17 protein-coding genes are annotated in these 20,485 nt (G+C 45.6%); 12 read left to right on the plus strand and 5 right to left on the minus strand.

The window, feature by feature from the left end:
* Positions 1-108 precede the first annotated feature (108 nt).
* Entirely contained in the window at positions 109-924 is an 816-nt protein-coding gene (locus OX890_RS05370) for a hypothetical protein (protein WP_268650213.1), read from the minus strand.
* A gap of 297 nt (positions 925-1,221) precedes the next feature.
* Here OX890_RS05370 and OX890_RS05375 point away from each other — a divergent pair, with 297 nt between their 5' ends.
* From OX890_RS05375 to OX890_RS05405, 7 genes are all read left to right on the plus strand, one after another.
* Positions 1,222-2,718 (plus strand): alkaline phosphatase, encoded by a 1,497-nt coding sequence (locus OX890_RS05375; protein ID WP_268650596.1) that lies wholly within the window; start codon positions 1,222-1,224, stop codon positions 2,716-2,718.
* A gap of 40 nt (positions 2,719-2,758) precedes the next feature.
* Positions 2,759-4,396 carry an alkaline phosphatase gene (locus OX890_RS05380; RefSeq protein WP_006086089.1) on the plus strand — a complete coding sequence of 546 codons (1,638 nt, stop codon included), beginning with the start codon at positions 2,759-2,761 and terminating at the stop codon, positions 4,394-4,396.
* Positions 4,397-4,589: 193 nt separating this feature from the next.
* Positions 4,590-5,318: a hypothetical protein gene (locus tag OX890_RS05385; protein ID WP_006086088.1), complete on the plus strand. Its 729-nt coding sequence runs from the start codon at positions 4,590-4,592 to the stop codon at positions 5,316-5,318.
* A gap of 302 nt (positions 5,319-5,620) precedes the next feature.
* Positions 5,621-6,463 (plus strand): AraC family transcriptional regulator, encoded by an 843-nt coding sequence (locus OX890_RS05390; RefSeq protein ID WP_268650214.1) that lies wholly within the window; start codon positions 5,621-5,623, stop codon positions 6,461-6,463.
* Positions 6,464-6,595: 132 nt separating this feature from the next.
* The gene (locus OX890_RS05395; RefSeq protein ID WP_268650215.1) at positions 6,596-7,303 is read left to right on the plus strand and encodes a LysE family transporter; all 708 of its coding nucleotides are present in this window, start codon (positions 6,596-6,598) and stop codon (positions 7,301-7,303) included.
* A 98-nt stretch (positions 7,304-7,401) separates the two neighbouring features.
* The gene (locus OX890_RS05400; protein WP_268650216.1) at positions 7,402-8,232 is read left to right on the plus strand and encodes a hypothetical protein; all 831 of its coding nucleotides are present in this window, start codon (positions 7,402-7,404) and stop codon (positions 8,230-8,232) included.
* A 752-nt stretch (positions 8,233-8,984) separates the two neighbouring features.
* The gene (locus tag OX890_RS05405; RefSeq protein ID WP_063882305.1) at positions 8,985-9,527 is read left to right on the plus strand and encodes a hypothetical protein; all 543 of its coding nucleotides are present in this window, start codon (positions 8,985-8,987) and stop codon (positions 9,525-9,527) included.
* Between the two features lie 227 nt (positions 9,528-9,754).
* On the opposite strand, the gene OX890_RS05410 is transcribed toward OX890_RS05405, so the two are convergent.
* Positions 9,755-11,695 (minus strand): bifunctional diguanylate cyclase/phosphodiesterase, encoded by a 1,941-nt coding sequence (locus OX890_RS05410; RefSeq protein ID WP_268650217.1) that lies wholly within the window; start codon positions 11,693-11,695, stop codon positions 9,755-9,757.
* Between the two features lie 224 nt (positions 11,696-11,919).
* Here OX890_RS05410 and OX890_RS05415 point away from each other — a divergent pair, with 224 nt between their 5' ends.
* A complete protein-coding gene (locus OX890_RS05415; protein ID WP_268650218.1) occupies positions 11,920-12,681 on the plus strand; it encodes a phosphatase PAP2 family protein in 762 nt (253 codons plus the stop codon).
* Between the two features lie 75 nt (positions 12,682-12,756).
* Here the strand turns inward: OX890_RS05415 and OX890_RS05420 are convergent, their stop codons facing one another.
* The gene (locus OX890_RS05420; protein WP_259576907.1) at positions 12,757-13,305 is read right to left on the minus strand and encodes a DUF2799 domain-containing protein; all 549 of its coding nucleotides are present in this window, start codon (positions 13,303-13,305) and stop codon (positions 12,757-12,759) included.
* Between the two features lie 179 nt (positions 13,306-13,484).
* Between OX890_RS05420 and OX890_RS05425 the strand changes: the two genes are divergently transcribed.
* Together OX890_RS05425 and OX890_RS05430 are read left to right on the plus strand one after the other, a co-directional pair.
* The gene (locus tag OX890_RS05425) at positions 13,485-13,802 is read left to right on the plus strand and encodes a hypothetical protein (RefSeq protein ID WP_006086079.1); all 318 of its coding nucleotides are present in this window, start codon (positions 13,485-13,487) and stop codon (positions 13,800-13,802) included.
* 335 nt (positions 13,803-14,137) lie between these two features.
* Complete coding sequence (locus OX890_RS05430) at positions 14,138-14,998, plus strand: PA4780 family RIO1-like protein kinase (RefSeq protein ID WP_006083079.1); 861 nt, start codon at positions 14,138-14,140, stop codon at positions 14,996-14,998.
* 912 nt (positions 14,999-15,910) lie between these two features.
* On the opposite strand, the gene OX890_RS05435 is transcribed toward OX890_RS05430, so the two are convergent.
* Positions 15,911-16,144 (minus strand): transposase, encoded by a 234-nt coding sequence (locus OX890_RS05435; RefSeq protein WP_006083078.1) that lies wholly within the window; start codon positions 16,142-16,144, stop codon positions 15,911-15,913.
* Between the two features lie 935 nt (positions 16,145-17,079).
* Between OX890_RS05435 and OX890_RS05440 the strand changes: the two genes are divergently transcribed.
* Both OX890_RS05440 and OX890_RS05445 read left to right on the plus strand, forming a co-directional pair.
* Complete coding sequence (locus tag OX890_RS05440; protein WP_162096847.1) at positions 17,080-17,769, plus strand: OmpA family protein; 690 nt, start codon at positions 17,080-17,082, stop codon at positions 17,767-17,769.
* Positions 17,770-18,030: 261 nt separating this feature from the next.
* Positions 18,031-18,867, plus strand: a complete 837-nt coding sequence (locus tag OX890_RS05445; protein WP_268650219.1) for a molybdate ABC transporter substrate-binding protein — start codon at positions 18,031-18,033, stop codon at positions 18,865-18,867.
* Positions 18,868-18,985: 118 nt separating this feature from the next.
* On the opposite strand, the gene mgtE is transcribed toward OX890_RS05445, so the two are convergent.
* Positions 18,986-20,350: a magnesium transporter gene (mgtE, locus tag OX890_RS05450; protein WP_063882291.1), complete on the minus strand. Its 1,365-nt coding sequence runs from the start codon at positions 20,348-20,350 to the stop codon at positions 18,986-18,988.
* Positions 20,351-20,485: the final 135 nt, after the last annotated feature.

Consider the following 20,485-nt stretch of genomic DNA (forward strand, 5'->3'; position numbering starts at 1 on the left):
TACTGTCAGTTAAGCCATATATGTCAGCGACATACTTTAGATAACACTAAAACGCTTTGAAATTAAGTCAATGAAATAATTGAAACAAGATTGGCGATGCTGATTGCGTTATTGTGGGGTATCGCCATTATTCATTGCATCATTCAGCGTTTTTCGCGCCTGCTGTTTATAGATTTCAAATATGCCTTCTTGCTTCATCTGTTTTAGCTCCCGAGCAAGATTTACGGCGAGTGCCGCGTGACGTTTATTCAGGTAACCATAGCTAGTGAGTTCTTCTAGGGTGGCAATCGCGATGATCTCGCTACCTTGAAACTCTGGGGTTTGTAATAGATCCAATGAGCTTGCCTCTGTATCTATATAGATATCGATTCGGTTGCGGAGTATTTTACGAAAAGAGCTCACAGGGGATGAGGATTCAGTCAGGCGCTCCTCTGGAATGAGTCCCTTTAGCTTTTGTTCTGCGAGGAACACGCCTCGATAGTATTCGATCTTATATCGACTCTTTTGCAGTGCTTGCCAGTTGGTAATCTTGATTTTGGGATTGTGTGCGAAGGCAATTAAATGGGTATCGACAACCGGTTCCTCGATGCGAATGAGGTTGGTAAACTTCTCGCCATAACGAAATACACGCCCCGGCTCGCCATCCACTTTTCCTGAGTCCGCCATCATACTGGCGCGGGCAGCGGGAACCACTTGATAGGAGAAGCCATAACCTAAGCGTTCAAAGGCTTGGGTGTAAATCAGTTCAGCCCATTTAAAGTAGAAGTTGTGTTTGGGGTCCTCATAAAACGCCATGGTAATGATAGGTTTATCAGCAAGTACCGCTGTAGTTTCTGCTGTGGATTTACTGGTCGCATGAACAGAGATACAAAAGAATAGACCTATCAACACACTCCAAATGCGCATATTGCTCCGTCGCTGCATAACCTGTTCCTAGCCGTGTTGAGTTAACTAGAGTATAGCTAGCCTGATAAATGGGTTCATTTTTATTCAAGTTTAATCATCCGTTTCCATGAGCTCACATCAATAGGACATTAAAACGTGATCTGCTGGTGGTCAAACTTAACGTCTTGCATATTGTTAGTTGAAATAAATCTGACACTTAGCTGCAATAAAACCGCCATCCAAATCACGCTTATTCGTCACATAAATGCCTGAAAATCGGGTCGCCTCTACAGGGAATACCCTCATACACTCAATAATAAATCGGTGATGAACGTGATGAATATTAAACGGATCGCTGCAGCTATCTCCTGCAGCTTAATGACGGTTGTAGCGCATGCTGCAGTCCTGCCCGCAACACAAACAGACAGCCAGTGGTTTAAAGACAGTGCGGCAAACGTGGTGGCTAAAGTCCAAGTCGACACTAAAAAAACCGCTAAAAATGTGATTTTATTTGTCGGTGACGGCATGAGTATTTCGACGCTAACGGCAGCCCGTATTCTGCAAGGGCAGGATAAAGCTGACAACCAAGGCGGCGAAGAAAACTTCTTAAGTTTCGAACAGTTCCCCCACACGGCGTTAGTGAAAACCTATAACACTAACCAACAAACGCCAGATTCTGCGGGCACTATGACAGCCATGGCGACAGGCGTTAAAACCAAGGCGGGTATTATCTCTATTTCAGATACCAGCTTACGTGGTAACTGTTTGTCTTCAAAAGGCAATGAACTTGTTTCTCTGGTCGACCTTGCTAATGCCAAAGGATTATCAACAGGCATAGTCACTACGGCGCGTTTAACGCACGCTACGCCAGCGGCAACCTATGCCAAAACCCCTGAGCGCGATTGGGAAGGCGATTTCAACTTACCTGCCGAAGCGGTTGCGAACGGTTGTACCGACATCGCAAGCCAATTGGTGATGCGCGATGAAGCCAATTCGTTAACTGTGGCATTAGGTGGCGGCCGTAGCTACTTCCTACCCACAACAGTGAAAGATGGCGAGAACAAAGCCGGTAAACGTAAAGACGGTAAAGACTTAACTAAAGCTTGGGTCGATAATTTCAGCAAATCTGCTTACGTGTGGGACAAAAAAGGCTTCGACGCCATTGATGCTGCCAACACAGATCATTTACTCGGCCTATTCAATCCATCACACATGGAATACGAAGCAGACCGCGCTGATGACGTAGGTGGTGAGCCATCACTAACTGAAATGACCGCCAAATCCCTCGATATTTTGAAGAAGAACGACAAAGGCTACTTGCTAATCGTTGAATCTGGCCGTATCGACCACGGTCACCATGCGGGCAATGCAAGCCGTGCGCTGACCGATGCGGTTGAGTTATCTAATGCAGTGAAAGCGGCAATGGATGCAACGAGCAGCGACGATACCTTGATCATGGTAACAGCGGATCACAGCCATGTGTTCACTATCGCAGGCTACCCAAAACGCGGTAACCCTATCTTAGGTTTAGTGCATAACGTCGATGGCACGTTAGCGACAGCGAATGACAACAAGCCTTACACCACGCTGGCTTATACCAACGGCCCAGGTGCTGTGGTGGGTGTGCGTGACGACTTAACCTCAGTCGATACGCAAGATAAAGATTTTATGCAACAAGCGCTTATCCCAATGGAAAGTGAGACTCACGCCGGTGAAGACATCAGCTTACATGCCAGAGGTCCAGGTTCGAATCTGGTTCAGGGCGTGATTGAGCAGAACGTGATCTTCCACATTATCAACCAAGCGCAGCAGCTTGGCGGCACTAAGTACTAATCACGGATTAGTTACTGAGTCCTCACTTTTGGAGCAAAAAATGAATAAGAAATTACTAGTAGTCGCGATTTCAGCCATGCTGGGTTTAGCCGCATGCGGTAGCGATGGTGATAACGGTACCGCGGGAACACCGGGTAGCAATGGATCAAATGGGTCTAACGGTAGCAATGGCAAAGATTGGACTGCTGTGAATCAGTGGTATGTCGATGCACAAGCTCGCGTGACCAAAGCCGAAGGCTTAACTGTTAACAATGATGTTGGCGCCGCGAAAAACGTGATCCTGTTTGTGGGTGATGGTATGGGTGTATCAACCATTACTGCCGCACGTATTTTAGAAGGCCAGCTCAAAGGCAAAACGGGCGAAGAAAACTCGTTATCTTTCGAAACTCTGCCTTATGTGGGTCTTTCTAAAACCTATAACGTCGACGGCCAAACGCCGGATTCTGCAGGCACTATGTCGGCGATGATGACAGGTGTCAAAACCGACGTAGGCGTGATTTCACAGGCTGAAGGCGTAGTACGTGCTAACTGTGCTTCGACTAAAGATCAAAATTTAGTGACGTCACTCGAGCTTGCCGCAATGGCGGGAATGGCAACGGGTGTGGTGACAACGGCGCGTTTAACCCACGCAACTCCTGCGGCGACTTACGCCCATGTGCCAGAACGTGATTGGGAAGCCGATTCAAACCTGCCAGCCGAAGCTGTGACTAATGGCTGTAAAGATATCGCCGCGCAAATGCTCGACTTTAACTACGGCAGCGGTCTTAACGTGATGATGGGTGGCGGTCGCCGCGCCTTTATTCCTAAGACGACCGTTGATCCAGAAGGTAAAGCAGGTAAGCGTAACGATGGTCGTGACCTCACAGCTGAATGGATGACTAAATACACTAACGCCGCTTACGTGCAAGACAGGGACGGTTTCCTCAGTGTGGATGCGGCAAGCACAGATCATTTGCTGGGCCTATTCAACTCATCGCACATGGAATACGACTACGATCGTAAAGAAGCTGGCGTGACTGGCGAGCCATCACTGGCGGAAATGACGGCTAAGTCGATTGATATTCTGAAGAAAAACTCAAAAGGCTTCGTGTTGATTGTTGAAGCTGGCCGTATCGACCACGCTCACCATGCAGGTAATGCGGCGCGTGCGCTGTATGACACAGTTGCGCTTTCTGAAGCGGTGCGTGTGGCGATGGAAAAAACCTCGGCAAACGATACCTTGTTAATGGTTACAGCGGATCACAGCCATGTGTTCACCATTGCAGGTTATCCAACTCGCGGTAACCCTATCCTAGGTTTAGTGAAGTCGAACGACGCCAACGGCGTTGCTGAAGTGACTAACTCTACCGATGCTAACGGTTTGCCATATACCACAGTCGGTTACGCTAACGGCATGGGCTATGCGTCATTAGCAACAGGTGGCGATGAGCGTTACAACTTCCCAGTGGACGCAGGTCGTAAGGACTTGAACTTTGTTGATACCCAAAGTGCCGGATTCCACCAAGAAGCGCTAGTGCCATTAAGTGACGAGACCCATGCAGGGGAAGACGTAGCGATTTTCGCCCGCGGCCCAAGTTCGGATCTTATCCAAGGTACGGTTGAGCAGAACCACATTTTCCACGTGATGAACCGCGCGGCAAATTTAGTGGCTAAAGCTGAAGCGGCTGCGGTTAAGTAAGCCCTGCTTAGTCTCTGCATAAGTGAAGTAAGAAATAGTGCAGTAAGACATAGTGCAGTAGCAGTAATAGTTAAGTAAAAGCAGCGCTGATGGATGGCATACGTCATCCATCAGCCTTTAGCCTAACGATTTAACATACCAAAGCGTTTACAAAAGCTTAAGTGTTTACCCTGTTCAGTAAGTGAGAAGTCTAATGAAAAACCGTCTATTGGCTCTAATGTTATCCAGCTTAGTTCTGCCCAATGTTGCTATGTCAGCGCAAGAGGCTCAGTGTCCAACGCTACAAGCCGAGCATTTAAAGGCTCAATATCAAGTGACCAATGGCAAGGGCCAGCAATGGCAAATGACCCTCATCCGTAATGGACAAGACTTTATTATTCAGCGTGATGGTTCAACATTTGAAGAATGGTCGAGCAATGGCGAGTACGTGCGCTATTTCCCCGCTGAAAAACGTTCTGTAACTTACCGCAAAGGTGATTTACGCGCACTCAACATTCAACACGATCGCGACCAGTTGTACCATGTGGTATCGCCAGCATTGCCGACCCACATGACCAAGACACAAGCTAAGCAAGAGGCGTGTTTTACGACTCAAGGCTTTGAAGGTAAGGTTAACGGCTTAGAGAGTGAGCTTGTTTGGATTGATGCCATCAGCCTGCCCGCTGAGTTTATCTTAGGTCAATCTCAACCGAATCTAGCCTACAAGCTGGTGGGCGTAGAGCCATTTGATAGCGATGCGTTTGTGGTATTAACCCAAGATTATCAAGATATTGATTTTGCCGATGTCGGCGACAGTGAGTCTGATCCTTTTATCGCTAAGATGATCAACCAAGGCTTTATTGAACATGGCGGCAGCGGTTTTTACAACAGTGAAGGCCAATCGATTGAAGCCCAGGGCGGACACGGCAGCCATTCGCATTAATCGATTTAATCGATATTAAGTGTAAGTGATACTGACGAGCTTAGCACTGAGTAAAACTTATAACGTAAGCCAGTCCGCATTTATAAGCGCCCACAGAGTTGGGCGTTTTTGTTTGTCTTCGGCGCTAATGTGAACGCCCATTCATGCGCTAGTTAATGTGCCAATCTATGCGCACATTTCATCAAACGATATGGCTGCAATAATTTACTATTCCCACGCTAACAATGAAGGCTAGAATGAACCCTAGTGGATTTGAGTTTTCCCAGTGTTAAAACTGATGTTATAGGTAATAGCCGCGAGCGATGAGTACAGCAACACCCGTTGAAAACATTAACTATTGGCGTCATCCCAGCTTATCAGGCATAGAACTGAGTCAGGCGGAATTCACGCATTTTAGCTTTGATAAACATGTGCATCTGGATTACCACTTAGGTGTGGTCACCCAAGGTGCGCAGCAGTTTGTGAATAAGGGCAGCAGTTATCAGCTTGGTCAGCACAGTCTATCGACCTTAAATCCTGACGAAACCCACGATGGCCAGAGCCGCGATGCCGACGGTTATCGGGTGAAAGTCATGTCTATCCCCGTTGAATACATGAATGAAGTGAGCCAAGAACTGGGCTTGAAGGAGCACTTTTTCAGCGCGCCTATGGTGGATGACCCAACGCTTTATCAATATTTTATTCAGCTACACGAACTATTAATCCAAGGCCAATGCAGTGCGCTCGCGGGCGAGTCACACCTACTGAACTTTATTCATCTGCTGCTGGAGCGTTACCCAAGCGGCGTTTCATCTTGCATCACTAAGCCGAATCAACCGCAGGGGCTATCTAAGTTGCAGGTGAGCTTAGTGAAGCAGCGAATTCACGATGAGCCTTGGCATAATACTCAGCTTGAAACCTTAGCCAATGAAGTGAGCTTAAGTAAGTTTCAGTTTTTGCGGCAATTTAAACAGGCAACAGGGATGACACCCCACGCTTATCTCAAGCGGGTGCGTTTAGAGTTGGCGAAAAAATCCTTAAGTCATGGCGCTCTAGTGGCGGATGTGGCGCAGCAATTCGGATTTTTTGACCAGAGCCATTTGAATAAAGCCTTTAAGCAGGCATTCCTATTATCGCCGGTGCAATTTCAGCGACGTATGCTCTAGTTTTCCCCGTCTTTCGACGACTTATTCGAATAAAACAAATAGTGCAATTTATTACAATTCAACCCTGCGACAAATGGCCATACTGGCAGCCTCAGTTATCGTTTATCACCTTTTTTGCGGAGCCGCATCTCTATGGATTTATCTTTATTACTCACCTTGGCCGTGATCCACTCGGTTGCCTTGATCAGCCCCGGACCCGATTTCGCTATTATGGTGAAGATTGCTACTCAGCAGTCCAGAAGCACGGCGATTGCCGCAGCCGTGGGGATTTCAATAGCCATTTTAGCCCACACGATTTTAAGTCTGACTGGCGTGAGTCTGCTTATTAAGAGTTCACACACTCTGTATCTATTAGTGCAAATTGTGGGTGCGTCTTACTTAGCCTGGATGGGGTTTGGTGCCCTGCGTGCAGGCCTTGCGATACTGGCTAAACGTAAAGCGAGTGCCAGTACAAATGCTGGGACAAATGTTGATGCTCTTTCTGCTGACGTTGAAGGCGCGGCGTCTATTGCTGGTGGCTTAGGTGGCTCTATGTCGCGCAGGCAAGGTTTTTTGACTGGGCTTTATACCAATTTATTGAATCCCAAAGCATTGGTGTTTTTCTTAACCCTGTTTTCGGCCTTGATTACTCCAAGCGTTACCACAAGCACTAAAATCGCTGCCGCTATTTTGTTGCTATCGCTGTCGCTAGCATGGTTTGGCTTTGTGGCTGTCATGTTATCTAAGGCGCAGGTGCAACTTAGATTGCAGCGACTGACACCTATTATCGATGCAATTATTGGTGTTATCTTTATGTCGGTCGCGCTGGCGATTTACGCTAACCTGTTGCTGACGGTTTAGTCAGGCATTGCGTCAATCAGCTTAGGTTTTTGTCCTGTGTACTTATGTTATTCTTCGCTTTGGGTCTCAGCAGAGACGTTTGGATATAAGGGATAAAGATGTCACTCGCCTCACCATTAAAGGCAATAAAAACCGCTGTTTTCGGCCAAGCTAAATTGATGCAAATCCTATGTTATGCCGCTTTGATATTCGGTGCTATGGGGTTAAGTAGCGCAGTGAATGCGGCCGACGAGGCATTACCAAAGGAATATATTCCTCTGGTGCAAGGGCTTATCGATGCGGCCAAAGCGAATGATCCAGAGGCGATTGCTAAGCGAGTGGCTTACCCACTTAAACGTGAATATCCGATCCCAGCGATTCAAAATACTCAGGAAATGGTTGCACGTTTCAACCAAGTCTTCGATCCACAACTGCTTGAGCAGATTGCCAATTCTAAGGTCGATGCTGATTGGCAGATTATGGGGTGGCGGGGCATTATGCTCGGCAGCGGTGAAGTGTGGCTGGATTTAGATGGCAAGATTATAGCCATTAACTACCAAACACCCGCAGAGGCAAAATTGAAAGCTGAGCTGATCGCTAAGCAAAAAACGGGATTACATGCGAGCGTGAGTGAGTTCGTGAGCCCAGAATTAACTTGGGAAACCGCTAAGTTTACGATTCGTGTCGATAATATGGGGAACAGCCAATACCGTTATGCCGCTTGGGCAAAGGGTAAGTCATTGAGCGAAAAGCCAGATCTAGTGCTGAATAAGGGCAAACTCGTATTCGATGGTAGCGGCGGGAATCATTCATTCCAATTTCGCAGCGGCCCATACTTGTATCATTGTTATGTCACCGTCTTAGGCACCAGCGATAGCCCTCCAGGCGAGCTAGTGGTGTATAAAAATGACCAAGAAATACTAAAACAAGCCGTCATCAAAGCAGACTAGTCTCGTTTTCCTTCCCTATCCCTATGAGTGAGATGTAAAACAGCGACTATCCGTTGATGGTCGTTGCTTTAGTCATCCATGTTTTAGAAGGTCACTGTTGCAACAGTGCTAATCTTAACTAACCCTGTCGCTGTTCCTTCAGCTAAACGCTACTGTCCCAAAGCAAGGTAATTGTATCGTCAGATGTGCAGCATTTATTGTCATTGTTTCCCCAGTGACTCGCCGTCTATTTCTTCTAAAAGAAGCATCCATGAGAGCTCTTCTAAAACATGGTTTAGAAGGTCACTGGTGCAACAATGCCAATTCTAGATAAGTTCTCAGTATCGGAGTCTGTCTTAAAAAACTCTGTCCCCATGTCGAGTTAGCAAAAAAATTGTTCAACAATATTCTGACCTCATTACCCAACATCTTCCCATAAATGCTCTGCTATCAGCGACTGCTCTCAGAGCAGAATATAAGAATGGACTTTATATGGTCGTACAAGTATCAACCTGATTAAGATAGTTCTCATTCCAACATTTGTGTACGTTATCTCACTTTGATGAGTTTAATCTGATATAAAATCAAATTATTACAAGTCGTCAGATTTATATAGTAGGATTGGGAGCCCGAGCAAATGCATTTTGCGAGATAATACATTCAATGAAAATTTTTATTGAATGAAAGCTGCTAGTTAATTTCGCGCGTTTTTACTGTTTTAGTAACATTAATGAGCATGCACACTCTTCAAATATTATGCCTACAGAGGCCATATGGATACATTTACACTGATTAGTAAACTCGTGGAAAATTTAGCATGGCCAGTATCAATCTGTATTTTAGTCTTTATGCTAAAAGCAGATATTGGTAAAGCGCTAAATAACATACGAAAACTCAAGCATAAAGATACAGAAATAGACTTTGGAAAAGAGCTAAAAGATACTGCAATAGTCGCATCTCAAACTGTTGGGTTACCGAAAAGTGATAGCTTTGATTATGGCAGTAGTGAATTAGCTTTATTGTCTCCGAGAGGTGCAGTTATAGAGTCTTGGCTTAGTGTAGAAAAAGAATTACATAAATTTGCCCTGAGGCATGGAATTGAAGTCGATCCTAAAAAGCCATTCAGAATTCAAGACATCAAGATGCACAATCTTGATTACAATGCTTTGGGTAAGGGAACTATAACAATCCTCGAAAGTTTAAGGCGTTTACGAAATGAGGCTGTTCATCTTCAAGACTCTAATATTAGCCCCGAATCTGCCAAAGAATATCAATTACTATCTAAACGGGTGATTCAAGCGTTACAGCAGGCATAATAAGAAATAGTTGGCTTTGTTTTTTTCATCACATTTTTTGGCAACTTTTTACCGCTTAATACTGAGTTACTTATAGATTTCTTCATTATTGGAGCTGTTTATCTTGTAAAAAACTAGCGCACTACTCGCCTAAATTTTAGTTATAACATTCTGTGGAAATAACAATTCACCTAGCATTATTCAGTCGATTTTTTATTCGTGAGATAAAAAGAGCATTAAGGATGAACTTAATGCTCTTTTTTATGGATAAATTCCTGCTCAAACTCTTGTGCGGTAATGGGTTTACCGTAGAGGTAGCCTTGACCTAAGTCGCATTCCTCGTGACGAATAAAGGCATCTTGTTCTAAGGTTTCCACGCCTTCGGCGATCACGACTAAGTTCAGTTTCTTGCCTATGGCAATAATCGCTTTGGTGAGCTCCCTATCTTGTTCGTTTTCTTCGAGTTTATTGATAAAACAGCGATCGATTTTTAAAGTATCGAAAGAGTATTTTTGTAGATAACTTAGGGATGAATAGCCAGTACCAAAGTCATCTAAGGAGATGCGGATCCCGAGTTCCTGCAGCTTTTGGATGGCATTGTGGGCAATGTGCTCGTCCTGCATCAACATGCCTTCGGTAATTTCAAGCTCTAGGGCGGTCGGTGGCAATTGATAGAGGGTGAGTAAGTCAGCTATGTGCTCGCTAAAACGGGGATTGCGCATTTGCAAAGGAGAGATATTGATGGCGATTTTAAACTCCTGGTCTAGCTCGCGACACCATTTCGCCGCCTGAGCCAGGGCGGTATGCAATACAAAATTACCGATATCAATAATCTGCCCATTACGTTCTGCTAAGGTGATAAATCTGTCTGGGGCGACATTGCCAAGGATCGGATTGTGCCAGCGCAGCAGGGCTTCGGCGCCTATCACCTTTTGAGTCTTTAAGTTAATAAAGGGTTGGTAATGAAGGCTTAATTCGTTTTTTTTCAATGCATCGACTAAGTGAGATTCCAGTTGATAGCGTAGATTCAAAGCCGCTTGAGTATCTTGATTAAAGAAGCTGTGAGTTGAGCCATCGGCCTTGCTGATTGTCATCGCAGCCCCTGCTTTTTGCAGCAAAATGGCGGCATCTATACCATCGATGGGCGCTTGAGCTATACCCATGCTCGATGGAATGGTGATCACAAAATCCGCCACGCCAAAGGGAGTATTACAGCAGCTAAGCACTTTATTGATGAGTTTGTTGGTTTCGTTGTTCGAAGGTTTATGGGCTTGAATAATCACAAACTCGGCGCCGGCAATACGGGCGATGAAGGTATTTTCATCGGCATAGTGTTGTAAACGTTGGCTGAGAATGGTGAGAATTTTATCGCCAATCAGGTAGCCATAACTGTCGTTGATGGACTTGAAATTACGCAGCCCCAGATAGAGTACTGAAATCTTTTCCTTGCGATTCACTTCTTCGAGCATAGTCGAAAGGCTATTAATCAAATTGATGCGATTCGGTAATCCCGTAAGTGGATCATAGCTTTTATGGTATTCCAGTGAGGTTTCGGTGGAGGTCCGATTTTCGATTTCTTTGATGAGTTTGCTACTGAGTTCGGCCAGTTCATGGGTGCGTTGTTGCACTTTTTGCTCTAACTCTTGGTTGTGCAGTTGCAGCTTTGCCTGTTGATAAAGGGTGACTAGGTTGGCTTCGATACCATTTTGAAACCGAGCGAGTAAGCTGCGAAACGATTGGCTGTAATTATGCTCTTTGTTATCGAGCATGCAGATAGTTCCAAAGGCGCTGTTATCGGGCCAGCGTAAAGGTAAGCCACAGTAGGCAATCATGCCGAGTTTAATATCCGGATTTTTATCCCAGTCTTTATCTTTTAGGGCATTCGGAATGTGGAGTTCCTTGCCTGCTTTTATCACTGTCTCGCAGTAAAGTCCGTGGCCTAAACTGTCTTTGTCGTGTTTTTTATAGGGATTCCCCTGAGTGCGGCTCGAGGTAAACACTTCTATATCGGTTTGATGGACACGCATGATTAAAGCCGCGGGTGTGTCGACCAATTCAGAGAGCAAATCTAAGGTTTGTTGCCAGTTATCAACCATTATTTGGGGAACCACGATTTTGTCTGTGTCGATAGCAATGTCGGCGAATAAACGATCTTTTTGAGACTGATTAATGGCGAAATTGTATGGCATGAATGCTCAGTCCTAGAGGCGCGATATTATTTATAAACTATAGTCTTTTTACTCATGTTGTGAGTTTTTTGAATAAATTTAGTTGCATTGTGATGTAAATTTTGTGTTAACGTCGGCGCAATTGCGTTTCTTAAGTTTTAGATAAGAATTCAGCGCTACCCTAACGCAAGATATTCTAGTCATTGGATTTATGAGTGAGTAACTATTTGAAAGGTAATGTTAGGATGACATTTATCGATTTTGCCAAAGGGCATCTAATCGCACCACTGTTAGTGTTTGCGGTGATCATCTTTGGGCTTGAATGGACTCACGCCGATATGAAAGTGGCGACCTTGTTATTTCATTGGCAGGGTGGCGTCGACTCTTGGCCATTAAGAGGCCATTGGCTGACCGAAAATGTATTGCACGTTGCTGGGCGTAACTTTGTTATCTTGCTGGCGGTGAGCGTTGTAGTCGGCATTGCCTTTAGTTTTCGAAGTGACAGGGTTAAGCCGTACCGCAAAGGTTTGATTTATCTATTTTGTAGCGTATTAGCGAGTGTGTTGCTGGTACGCATTGGCAAGAGCTTTACCCATATAACCTGCCCGTGGGATGTGATTGAGTTTGGCGGCCGTATGCTGCATTCATCCCTGTTTGCCCGTTTACCTGAAGGCGCTGAGTTTGGTCAATGTTTCCCTGGCGGCCATGCCAGCGGCGGGTTTGCTTGGGTTGCCTTGTATTACGTTTTGCGTGAGTATCGTCCGCATTTAGCTAAGTTTGGTTTGATTTTCGGGGTGAGTTTAGGCCTAGTGTTTGGTATCGGCCAAGAGTTACGCGGTGCCCATTTCTTGAGCCATGACTTATGGAGTTTAGCTATTGCATGGACGTCGGCGAGTCTACTTTACTATGGTTTTTTCCTACGTCCATCAGGGTTAAAAAAAGCTAAATTTGCCGATGTTAGCCAAAGAGTCAATGTTAAATCCACTGCTGGATTACCACAAAAATAGCGGACTGTGAAACTGACTAACCTATGCGATTAACTTAAACACTGAGTCTAATTGGGCTCAGTGTTTTTTTATGGCTTAGAATCTCAATTCGAAGCGCATATCGGGTCTGCGTAGGCGAGATCTTTCATCTAACAGTTGATTCTTCTCATTGAGTAGGCTGTTTTTCTGTTTCAATAAGTCGGCCTTATCGGTGAGATTATTGATCTTGCCATCAAGACTGCTTATCTCTCTATCGATGGCATTTAAGCGATCGGCTATTTCAGATAAGCGTTTGTTAGTCAGATATTGTTGATGGCCTTGATTATAACGTTCAACGAAGGCGTTATTGCTGCAAACCCCATAATAGCTTTCTCCCGCTAAGCCCACGCGGTAGCCATTTTCTGGAAGACAGTAACTGGCTAACCCTTGCTGGTATCCTTGTTTCCACTGTGCGGTATCGACGCTGAGATTAAATTCTCGGCAATCTTTTTGATATTGATTCAATTGTCCTGCGCTCGTCCCACGGTTGCCATCGGCCATTCCTAGGGCAAACCAATCACTATTGGCGCATTCTTCAATCGATAAGCTGCTGCATTGAGTGAGTGATAGGACCGAAAGGGCGAGGAAAAGGCTAGGATAATGCATGGACAAGTTCTCTATATGCTGTGGCGTTTAGGATAAAGGCTCTTATGGGGGAGATCTAGTTTTATATACCGCCGTTTATACTGTCATAGATGCATTTTGTTGGGCAGAATCCATCACAGTTTAGTGGATGAATGCATGATAACAGGCTGATATTGTGTTAGTTTGCGATTAACACTTTAATGTCTGCTTTGGGGTTAGCTATGATTTCACCCGTTTCATCGGCGCATTCTGCTTCATTACCGACGGCCAAATCGGTTCATCAATCTAGTGATACGGCGGAGCCAAGTGGACTGAAATCCTTTACCTATGGCGCATTGGGCTTGGCGGCTCCCAAAGCTGAGCCCAGTTCCGATGTTGCTGCGATGAGCAAAACTGAGGCGCCTACTCCCGATACAGCCCCTAATGACGCGAATGATTCGAACGACACGTATTACAGCGCTGGCCAAATATTGAAAGCGGCGGCGACCGTGGGAAGTGTGATTGCCTTATTTGTGTGAGTTAAGTTTCTGCGTAAACCTAGCTCGGATATCTATTTGAGCGATCTTGGATTTACATGTTCGCTGTAGGAGAGTGGCTGTGGTTTTACCTCTTGCTTTATACAGGTTGGCGGAAAAGAATATTCTTTTAGTTTAAGCTTCATTTTCAGTCTCTTTCTTTGCCAAAGTCCTCAGTAAATCTGGTATTGTGTTTAACACGCAAGTGCATTAGTTTTTACTTAAAATTCGTTTAACAATCCTGAACTATATTCATCAAACTTCCGTTGGAGACCGCTTTTGTATGAAGATTTGCCCGCAGTATTCCATATCATGCCTAAGTAAGGTATAAGGGCGCTATGAAAACTCCGAAACGAATCCAACCCCTGGTTGATGAAGGACTGGTCGATGAGGTCATTAGCCAGTTAATGAGCGGTAAAGAAGCCACTGTGTACGTTGTACGCAGTGGTGATGATATCCGCTGTGCCAAAGTCTATAAAGAAGCGGACAAGCGCAGTTTTAAGCAAGCTGTGTTGTATCAAGAAGGCCGAAAAGTCCGCAACAGCCGTCGTGCACGTGCGATGGAGAAAGGCTCTAAATTTGGTCGCGATCAGCAGGAAGAAGCTTGGCAAAATGCCGAGGTTGAAGCGCTTTATCGTTTAGCTAATGCGGGTGTGCGCGTGCCAACGCCCTATGGCTGTTTTGATGGCGTGTTGCTGATGGAGTTAGTGACGGATGCCGAGGGCAATGTCGCACCGAGATTGAACGATGTGAGTATGTCGGCAGAAAAAGCCCTGAACGATCATGCGTTGGTGATGACCTATGTCAAACGTATGCTCTGTGCAGGTTTAGTGCACGGTGACTTGTCTGAGTTTAACGTGTTAGTCGATAGTGAAGGGCCAGTGATTATCGATTTGCCTCAGGCGGTCGATGCCGCGGCGAATAACCATGCCAAATGGATGTTAGCGCGTGATGTGAATAACATGACCCAATACTATGGCTTGTATGCTCCTGAGCTGTTAAAAACGCAATATGCCAAAGAGATTTGGGCTCTGTTTGAAGCGGGTGAGTTAAAACCTGAAACGCCATTAACCGGTGAGTTTACCGAAGTGTTGGTCGAAGCCGATGTCAGTGCCGTGTTAGAGGAAATTCAAGCGGCCTTTGAAGAGGCGCAAGAGCGTAAACAAAGGATCCAAGAGGCAAACGAAGAAGACTATTAATTGTCAGTCGTTTTTCGCCCATAAAAAAGACGCTCAAAGTAGCGTCTTTTTTATGCTAAAAATTAAGTATCACTATTGTTTTTGTTGTTGATTTTGTTAGTTATTTTATTGTTGTTATTTATTTTTTGGCGTTAGCCAATCCATGGCTTAATCTCCGATTGGAGCTGGGTCCATCCTTGTTGCTAAAAACAAGCTAGCAATCATCAAACTGTGTAATAAAAGGACAAGAGCTGAGAGAGAAATATGTTCATGACTTGGGGGAGCACAATTCACATATTTAATCTTTGGGGAAGACAACTCCCTCAATCCTTGCCGAAACCTTGGTGCTTCTTAAATAAATCTAAGTAAAACAGACACTAAATCACAGCCTTCCTTGGCGCGCCACACTCGTTATAGCGCTGGATCATCATTGATCCTGTGAATAAAATGACAAGACCAGAGAGAGAAATATGTTCATGACTTGGGGGAGCACAATTCACATATTTGATCTTGGGGGAGATAACTCCCTCCCCAGTCTTGCCGAAACTTTTGCATTGTCTCTGTTCGTTTCGTTTGTCGGTTTTAATACTATTTCCCAATCTTCGCTGGGTTCATCAATAAAGTGACAGAGTCAGATAGTCGTAAACAGCACACTTATTATTGTTATTTGCACAATTCATATCTTAGGTCGTTGGGGAGCGATAATAGATACCCATCCGACTCTGCCTAAACTGGTTAACTTTCTTAATCTTAATTTTTCTCGCTTAACAATTTGGACGACAAGGCCGGACTAAAAAGGGCGCTGTTATTATTGTTGTTAGCACATCTTTTACATCGTTAGCGTTATCAGCAGGGCGATATGCAATCTCGTCCGGCCTTGTCTATTCGGGCACGTTTAACTTGTTGTACAGGCACTCAATTGCCATGCAGCGCTTAACCTATGGTGCGTAGCTCGTTATTGAGCTGTTTAATCCTTTTCTGTAGTTGGGCAATCTCGCTCATTAATGCGCATTCTCTTTGCTGGGGTTGCAGATCGCTTTCCCGCACCCATTGGTAGACTGCCTTGGCAGATAAACCGTATTGACGTGCAACATCCGACAGTAAGCGACCTTGCACTTTAACCTCGGTGATAACATGTAGCTTGAGACTATTTTCTGCGATTCCCATGAGCGTTCCCTCTTTTACTGCTTTCTAACTAAAATATGACCGTTTGCGTTGCCTTTTATTGATGATATTGACGCTGTTCTAAATCCCACTGGCTCAGACCTAGGTGGCGCAGACAAATCCATTCGTGGCGACATAGTGCGATAAAGTTCATGACTGTTTTCATACTTCCTCCTTTATGACCCTAAATACTCGAGTTCATTTTTTGTCTCGATAGGTCCATTTAATTTGGATTAATCCTGTTGAAGTCGACTTGAGTTTTCGGCGATTTATACCGCGTCTGACTGTCTACTCACTTAGTAGTATGTAAAATTCGTGCCAATATTCTAATTTTTATTTTAATGTTTAAAATCATTAGTTTGTATGTTCGATTAAAACGGCGTGATTTTTTAGTGCCACCAAAAAAGGTGCAAGGCGCACTATTTCGGTGCCATCGGCTTGATATGGAGCTGGGCGGTCTAAGCCAAGATTGAAGCCCGAAATCTGTATCTTTGCTGACTAAAATCTGGATTAGCAGAATTGAATATGGATAAAGGATTGTCTCGAGCGTAATTGTCTATATACCCAAGCTACCTGAAGATACGAGTTTCAGAGCGCCTAGGGTGCTTCAATTCAAGGCGCATCAATGACAGAATGTCGGCCACCTTTTGAATTGATGCAACACGGAAGTGGAGTGCCCTAGGCGCTCCGTCACGGCGGGTTTTAACGCACTTTATGCTGCGTTGGTTATTTTTAACTTAGTCCACTAGGTCCGCAAATAACCGCCTTGCCTAAAGTGCGTTAAACTCCCGCTGAATCCTGCATCTTCAGGTTGTTTGGGTATATACTGCCTGCCTTGTGGCAATCCCTAGGTCATTCGTATTATTTAGTGTGAAGTGATATTTCTTGCCCTTTGAGCGGTATTCACAGTCATCAATCATATAAAGAGGTTATAAATGATGAAGTGTTTTCAGGCAGTGCAATCTAAACCATCCCTGTTAGCCATAGTGGTATTGACGACCGCGCTAGTTGCATCGGGTTGTACAACAATTAATCCCTATTCAAACGAACAACAAACCGCTAAAGCGACCAGTGGTGCATTGATTGGTGCCGTCGCAGGGGCTGCCATTGGCGTAGTCTCTTCGAGCAAAAGCGACCGCGGTAAAGGTGCCTTAATTGGTGCTGCATCAGGCGCTGCAGTCGGTGGTGGTATTGGTTATTACATGGATGTGCAAGAGACCAAATTACGCCAACAACTCGCCTCAACGGGCGTGAGTGTGACCCGTAGTGGCGATAACATCATTTTGAACATGCCTAATGAAGTCACCTTCGGCGTAGATCAAACCGAGTTAAGCGACGGCGCTAAACGCGTGCTGAACTCTGTGGCGGTTGTGGCCAAGGAATACAGCAAAACGCAGCTTAACGTATTAGGTTATACCGATAGCAGTGGCTCAGACTCTTACAATTTACGTCTGTCACAAGTGCGTGCGGGTGAAGTGGGTAATTACTTGATGAGCAAAGGCGTCGCCTCTGCCCGTGTAAAATCAAAAGGCATGGGTGAAGCGAGTCCTATCGCATCAAATGCTAATGCCAATGGCCGCGCACAAAACCGCCGTGTTGAGATTGTATTAACGCCGACGGGTCAATAGACATTAAGCATTCTAGTTTTACAAAAGTCGCCTGAGGGCGACTTTTTTGTTTCTGTGTTACGTATATTTAGCGATAAGTGCCCCGCAGATTTTAGCTAGACAATTTGTCCTCTCTAATCTGTGTTTTGGGTGATCTGCACCACAATCACATCACAGCGGTTTGCTTCGGGATGAGTTCAGCTTGATCCCTTTATCGATTTCACGTTCTGTATGGGGATAAGTCACAAGAATGACTTTTAGCGCCCAGAGGAGAATATGACTATGATAAGCAAACACGTGTTAGTTGCCTTGAGTTTTAGCCCTGTCATCATGGGGGCTGCTGTACAAGGAATGCCGATGAAAGCCGAAGTGACCACAGGAGCTGCGCCGATAGAGCTGCGCGCCGCAGGCAGTTTAAAGACTGCGATGAAAGATATTATTGCCGCTTATCAAGCCGAGTCGCAAACGAGTGTTGCGGCACAATATGCGCCATCAGGTTTATTGTTAAAACGCATTCAAGAGGGTGAAAAAGTCGATATTTTTGCCTCGGCGAATATGAAACATCCGCAGGCGTTAGTGGATGCGGGTCAGGGGAAAGCGGTGCAAATGTTTGCCCGTAATCAACTCTGCGCGGTTGCTCAGGATAATGTTCAGGTGACGAGTGCAACGCTACTCGATACCATGTTAGATCCTAAGGTCAAAGTTGGCACCTCAACCCCGAAAGCTGATCCGGCGGGTGATTATGCCTGGGCTGTTTTTGCTAAGGCCGAAGCGGTAAAACCCAATGCGAAAGCCGCGTTAGAGACCAAGGCATTGCAACTGACGGGCGGCCCTGAGAGTGCTAAACCACCTAAAGATCGCAATCCTTATGGCTGGGTAATGGAAAACAAGCAAGCAGATATCTTTTTAACCTATTGCACCAATGCTGTGCTGGCTAAACAAGAAGTGCCGAGTCTCCAAATCATCGACTTACCGCAGGAACTCGCCGTGGGGGCCGACTATGGTTTATTGGTTTTGCAGGGCGCCAATGCTGCCGCAATGCCGTTAGCTTCGTTTATTCTATCGGCAAAAGGCCAAGCTATACTGAGCAGTTATGGTTTTCAACCTCCAGCAAAATAGCATTCTTTAGCTTTTTTGCGAGATAAAAACGGCACCCTTTCGGTGCCGTTTTTGTTATAAACTCAAATTGTTAAAGCGTTAAAGCGTTAAAGCTTTAAAGCGTTAAAACATTAGTGCGTTAGTGCATCAGATAGAGCGTCGCTAATCCGAGGAAGGCGAATAGGCCAACCACATCAGTGACAGTGGTGAGCACCATGCCGCCAGCGAGGGCGGGATCGATTTTAAGGCGTTTTAAAATCAATGGAATACTCGCACCTGCAAGCCCAGCAACTGTCATGTTGATCAGCATAGCGCTGCCAATTAATCCCGCCAGTGCCATATCATCCTTCCACAGCAACACGGCAATAAACACCAAAATCGACCACATTAAGCCATTGAGAAAACCAATCGATAATTCTTTACCAATAAGCCAACGGGCGTTGCTTTGGCCTATGTGGCCTAAGGCAATACCGCGGATCACGAGTGCTAAGGTTTGATTACCGGCCACACCGCCCATGCTAGGGACAATTGTCATCAAGATGGCGATGGTAGCAAATTGCTCGATAGTGCCTTCAAACATATTACTGACCGAGGAGGCGAGTAGCGCGGCGAACAAGTTAATAGTGAGCCAGAGTGAGCGACGTAGGGTACTTTTTAGCACTGGGCCGAAAGTATCCTCGTCATCGTCCATCCCCGCCATCCCCATCATGGAATGTTCGGCATCTTCGCGGATAACATCGACCACGTCATCGATTGTTATTCGTCCTAGCAGCTTGCCATCGCTATCAACAACGGGAGCAGATACCCAGTCATTGCGTTCGAATTTCTGCGCCACTTCACTGTCGGACATGCTCACAGGAATACTTTGGATATCGGGGTCCATGATGTTGCGAATTGTGGTGCTTGGCGCGCAAGTTAGTAGATCTGCCAGCCTGACACCGCCGAGCACTTTGTCCTGTTTATCGACGACATATAAGGTATCTGTGGTGTCTGGCAGGTTGCCCCTTTGGCGAAGATAGCGCAGCACCACATCGATATTTACATCGGGTCTTAAGGTGACGGTATCTGTGTTCATCAAGCTGCCGGCGGTCTCATCGGGATAGGATAAGGCCTGTTCTACCCGCTGGCGGTTTTGTTCTGTCATAGACTGCAGCACTTGCTTGTAAACGGCATCGGGAAGACTACGTAGGATATAGGCCAGATCATCGGTGTCCATGCTCGCCGTCGCTTTCGCAACCCGCTCAGGACTCATGCTGCGGATCAGCGGATCTTTGAGTTCCTCGCTTAACTCGTCGAGTATGTCGCCTATTTGTTCTTGATCGATAAGCTGCCACAGCACTTGTCTGGCGCTGGGTGGTGAGGATTCTAAGATCAGCGCGATATCTGAGGCGGCCATTTTTTGCAGCATGTTACGCACGTGCACAAACATTCCACTGCTAAGCGCTTGGTTTAACTGGTCGAGACTATGTCCGGTGTGATCGTTTTCTGAATTATCTACGGGCATTTGTTCTCCATAGTTGTCCGCCACTGTGCGGCAAATTGGTTCGAGAGTGCGCTGCTTGGCGCAGGGCTGAGACTTAGCGGTGACTTCGCGATAGCTATGCTTCAGTCACAGATAGAGCGCTCTGGCATAGGTCAT

Origin of the sequence: Shewanella sp. DAU305, from assembly GCF_026802235.1 — a bacterium.
GTDB classification, from domain to species: Bacteria; Pseudomonadota; Gammaproteobacteria; order Enterobacterales; family Shewanellaceae; genus Shewanella; species Shewanella baltica.

Excerpts from the sequence above, each read along its gene's own strand:
- OX890_RS05370 (WP_268650213.1), bottom strand. The coding sequence starts at position 924 with ATGCAGCGACGGAGCAATATGCGCATTTGGAGTGTGTTGATAGGTCTA.
- OX890_RS05375 (WP_268650596.1), top strand. The coding sequence starts at position 1,222 with ATGAATATTAAACGGATCGCTGCAGCTATCTCCTGCAGCTTAATGACG.
- OX890_RS05380 (WP_006086089.1), top strand. The coding sequence starts at position 2,759 with ATGAATAAGAAATTACTAGTAGTCGCGATTTCAGCCATGCTGGGTTTA.
- OX890_RS05385 (WP_006086088.1), top strand. The coding sequence starts at position 4,590 with ATGAAAAACCGTCTATTGGCTCTAATGTTATCCAGCTTAGTTCTGCCC.
- OX890_RS05390 (WP_268650214.1), top strand. The coding sequence starts at position 5,621 with ATGAGTACAGCAACACCCGTTGAAAACATTAACTATTGGCGTCATCCC.
- OX890_RS05395 (WP_268650215.1), top strand. The coding sequence starts at position 6,596 with ATGGATTTATCTTTATTACTCACCTTGGCCGTGATCCACTCGGTTGCC.
- OX890_RS05400 (WP_268650216.1), top strand. The coding sequence starts at position 7,402 with ATGTCACTCGCCTCACCATTAAAGGCAATAAAAACCGCTGTTTTCGGC.
- OX890_RS05405 (WP_063882305.1), top strand. The coding sequence starts at position 8,985 with ATGGATACATTTACACTGATTAGTAAACTCGTGGAAAATTTAGCATGG.
- OX890_RS05410 (WP_268650217.1), bottom strand. The coding sequence starts at position 11,695 with ATGCCATACAATTTCGCCATTAATCAGTCTCAAAAAGATCGTTTATTC.
- OX890_RS05415 (WP_268650218.1), top strand. The coding sequence starts at position 11,920 with ATGACATTTATCGATTTTGCCAAAGGGCATCTAATCGCACCACTGTTA.
- OX890_RS05420 (WP_259576907.1), bottom strand. The coding sequence starts at position 13,305 with ATGCATTATCCTAGCCTTTTCCTCGCCCTTTCGGTCCTATCACTCACT.
- OX890_RS05425 (WP_006086079.1), top strand. The coding sequence starts at position 13,485 with ATGTCTGCTTTGGGGTTAGCTATGATTTCACCCGTTTCATCGGCGCAT.
- OX890_RS05430 (WP_006083079.1), top strand. The coding sequence starts at position 14,138 with ATGAAAACTCCGAAACGAATCCAACCCCTGGTTGATGAAGGACTGGTC.
- OX890_RS05435 (WP_006083078.1), bottom strand. The coding sequence starts at position 16,144 with ATGGGAATCGCAGAAAATAGTCTCAAGCTACATGTTATCACCGAGGTT.
- OX890_RS05440 (WP_162096847.1), top strand. The coding sequence starts at position 17,080 with ATGAAGTGTTTTCAGGCAGTGCAATCTAAACCATCCCTGTTAGCCATA.
- OX890_RS05445 (WP_268650219.1), top strand. The coding sequence starts at position 18,031 with ATGATAAGCAAACACGTGTTAGTTGCCTTGAGTTTTAGCCCTGTCATC.
- mgtE (WP_063882291.1), bottom strand. The coding sequence starts at position 20,350 with ATGCCCGTAGATAATTCAGAAAACGATCACACCGGACATAGTCTCGAC.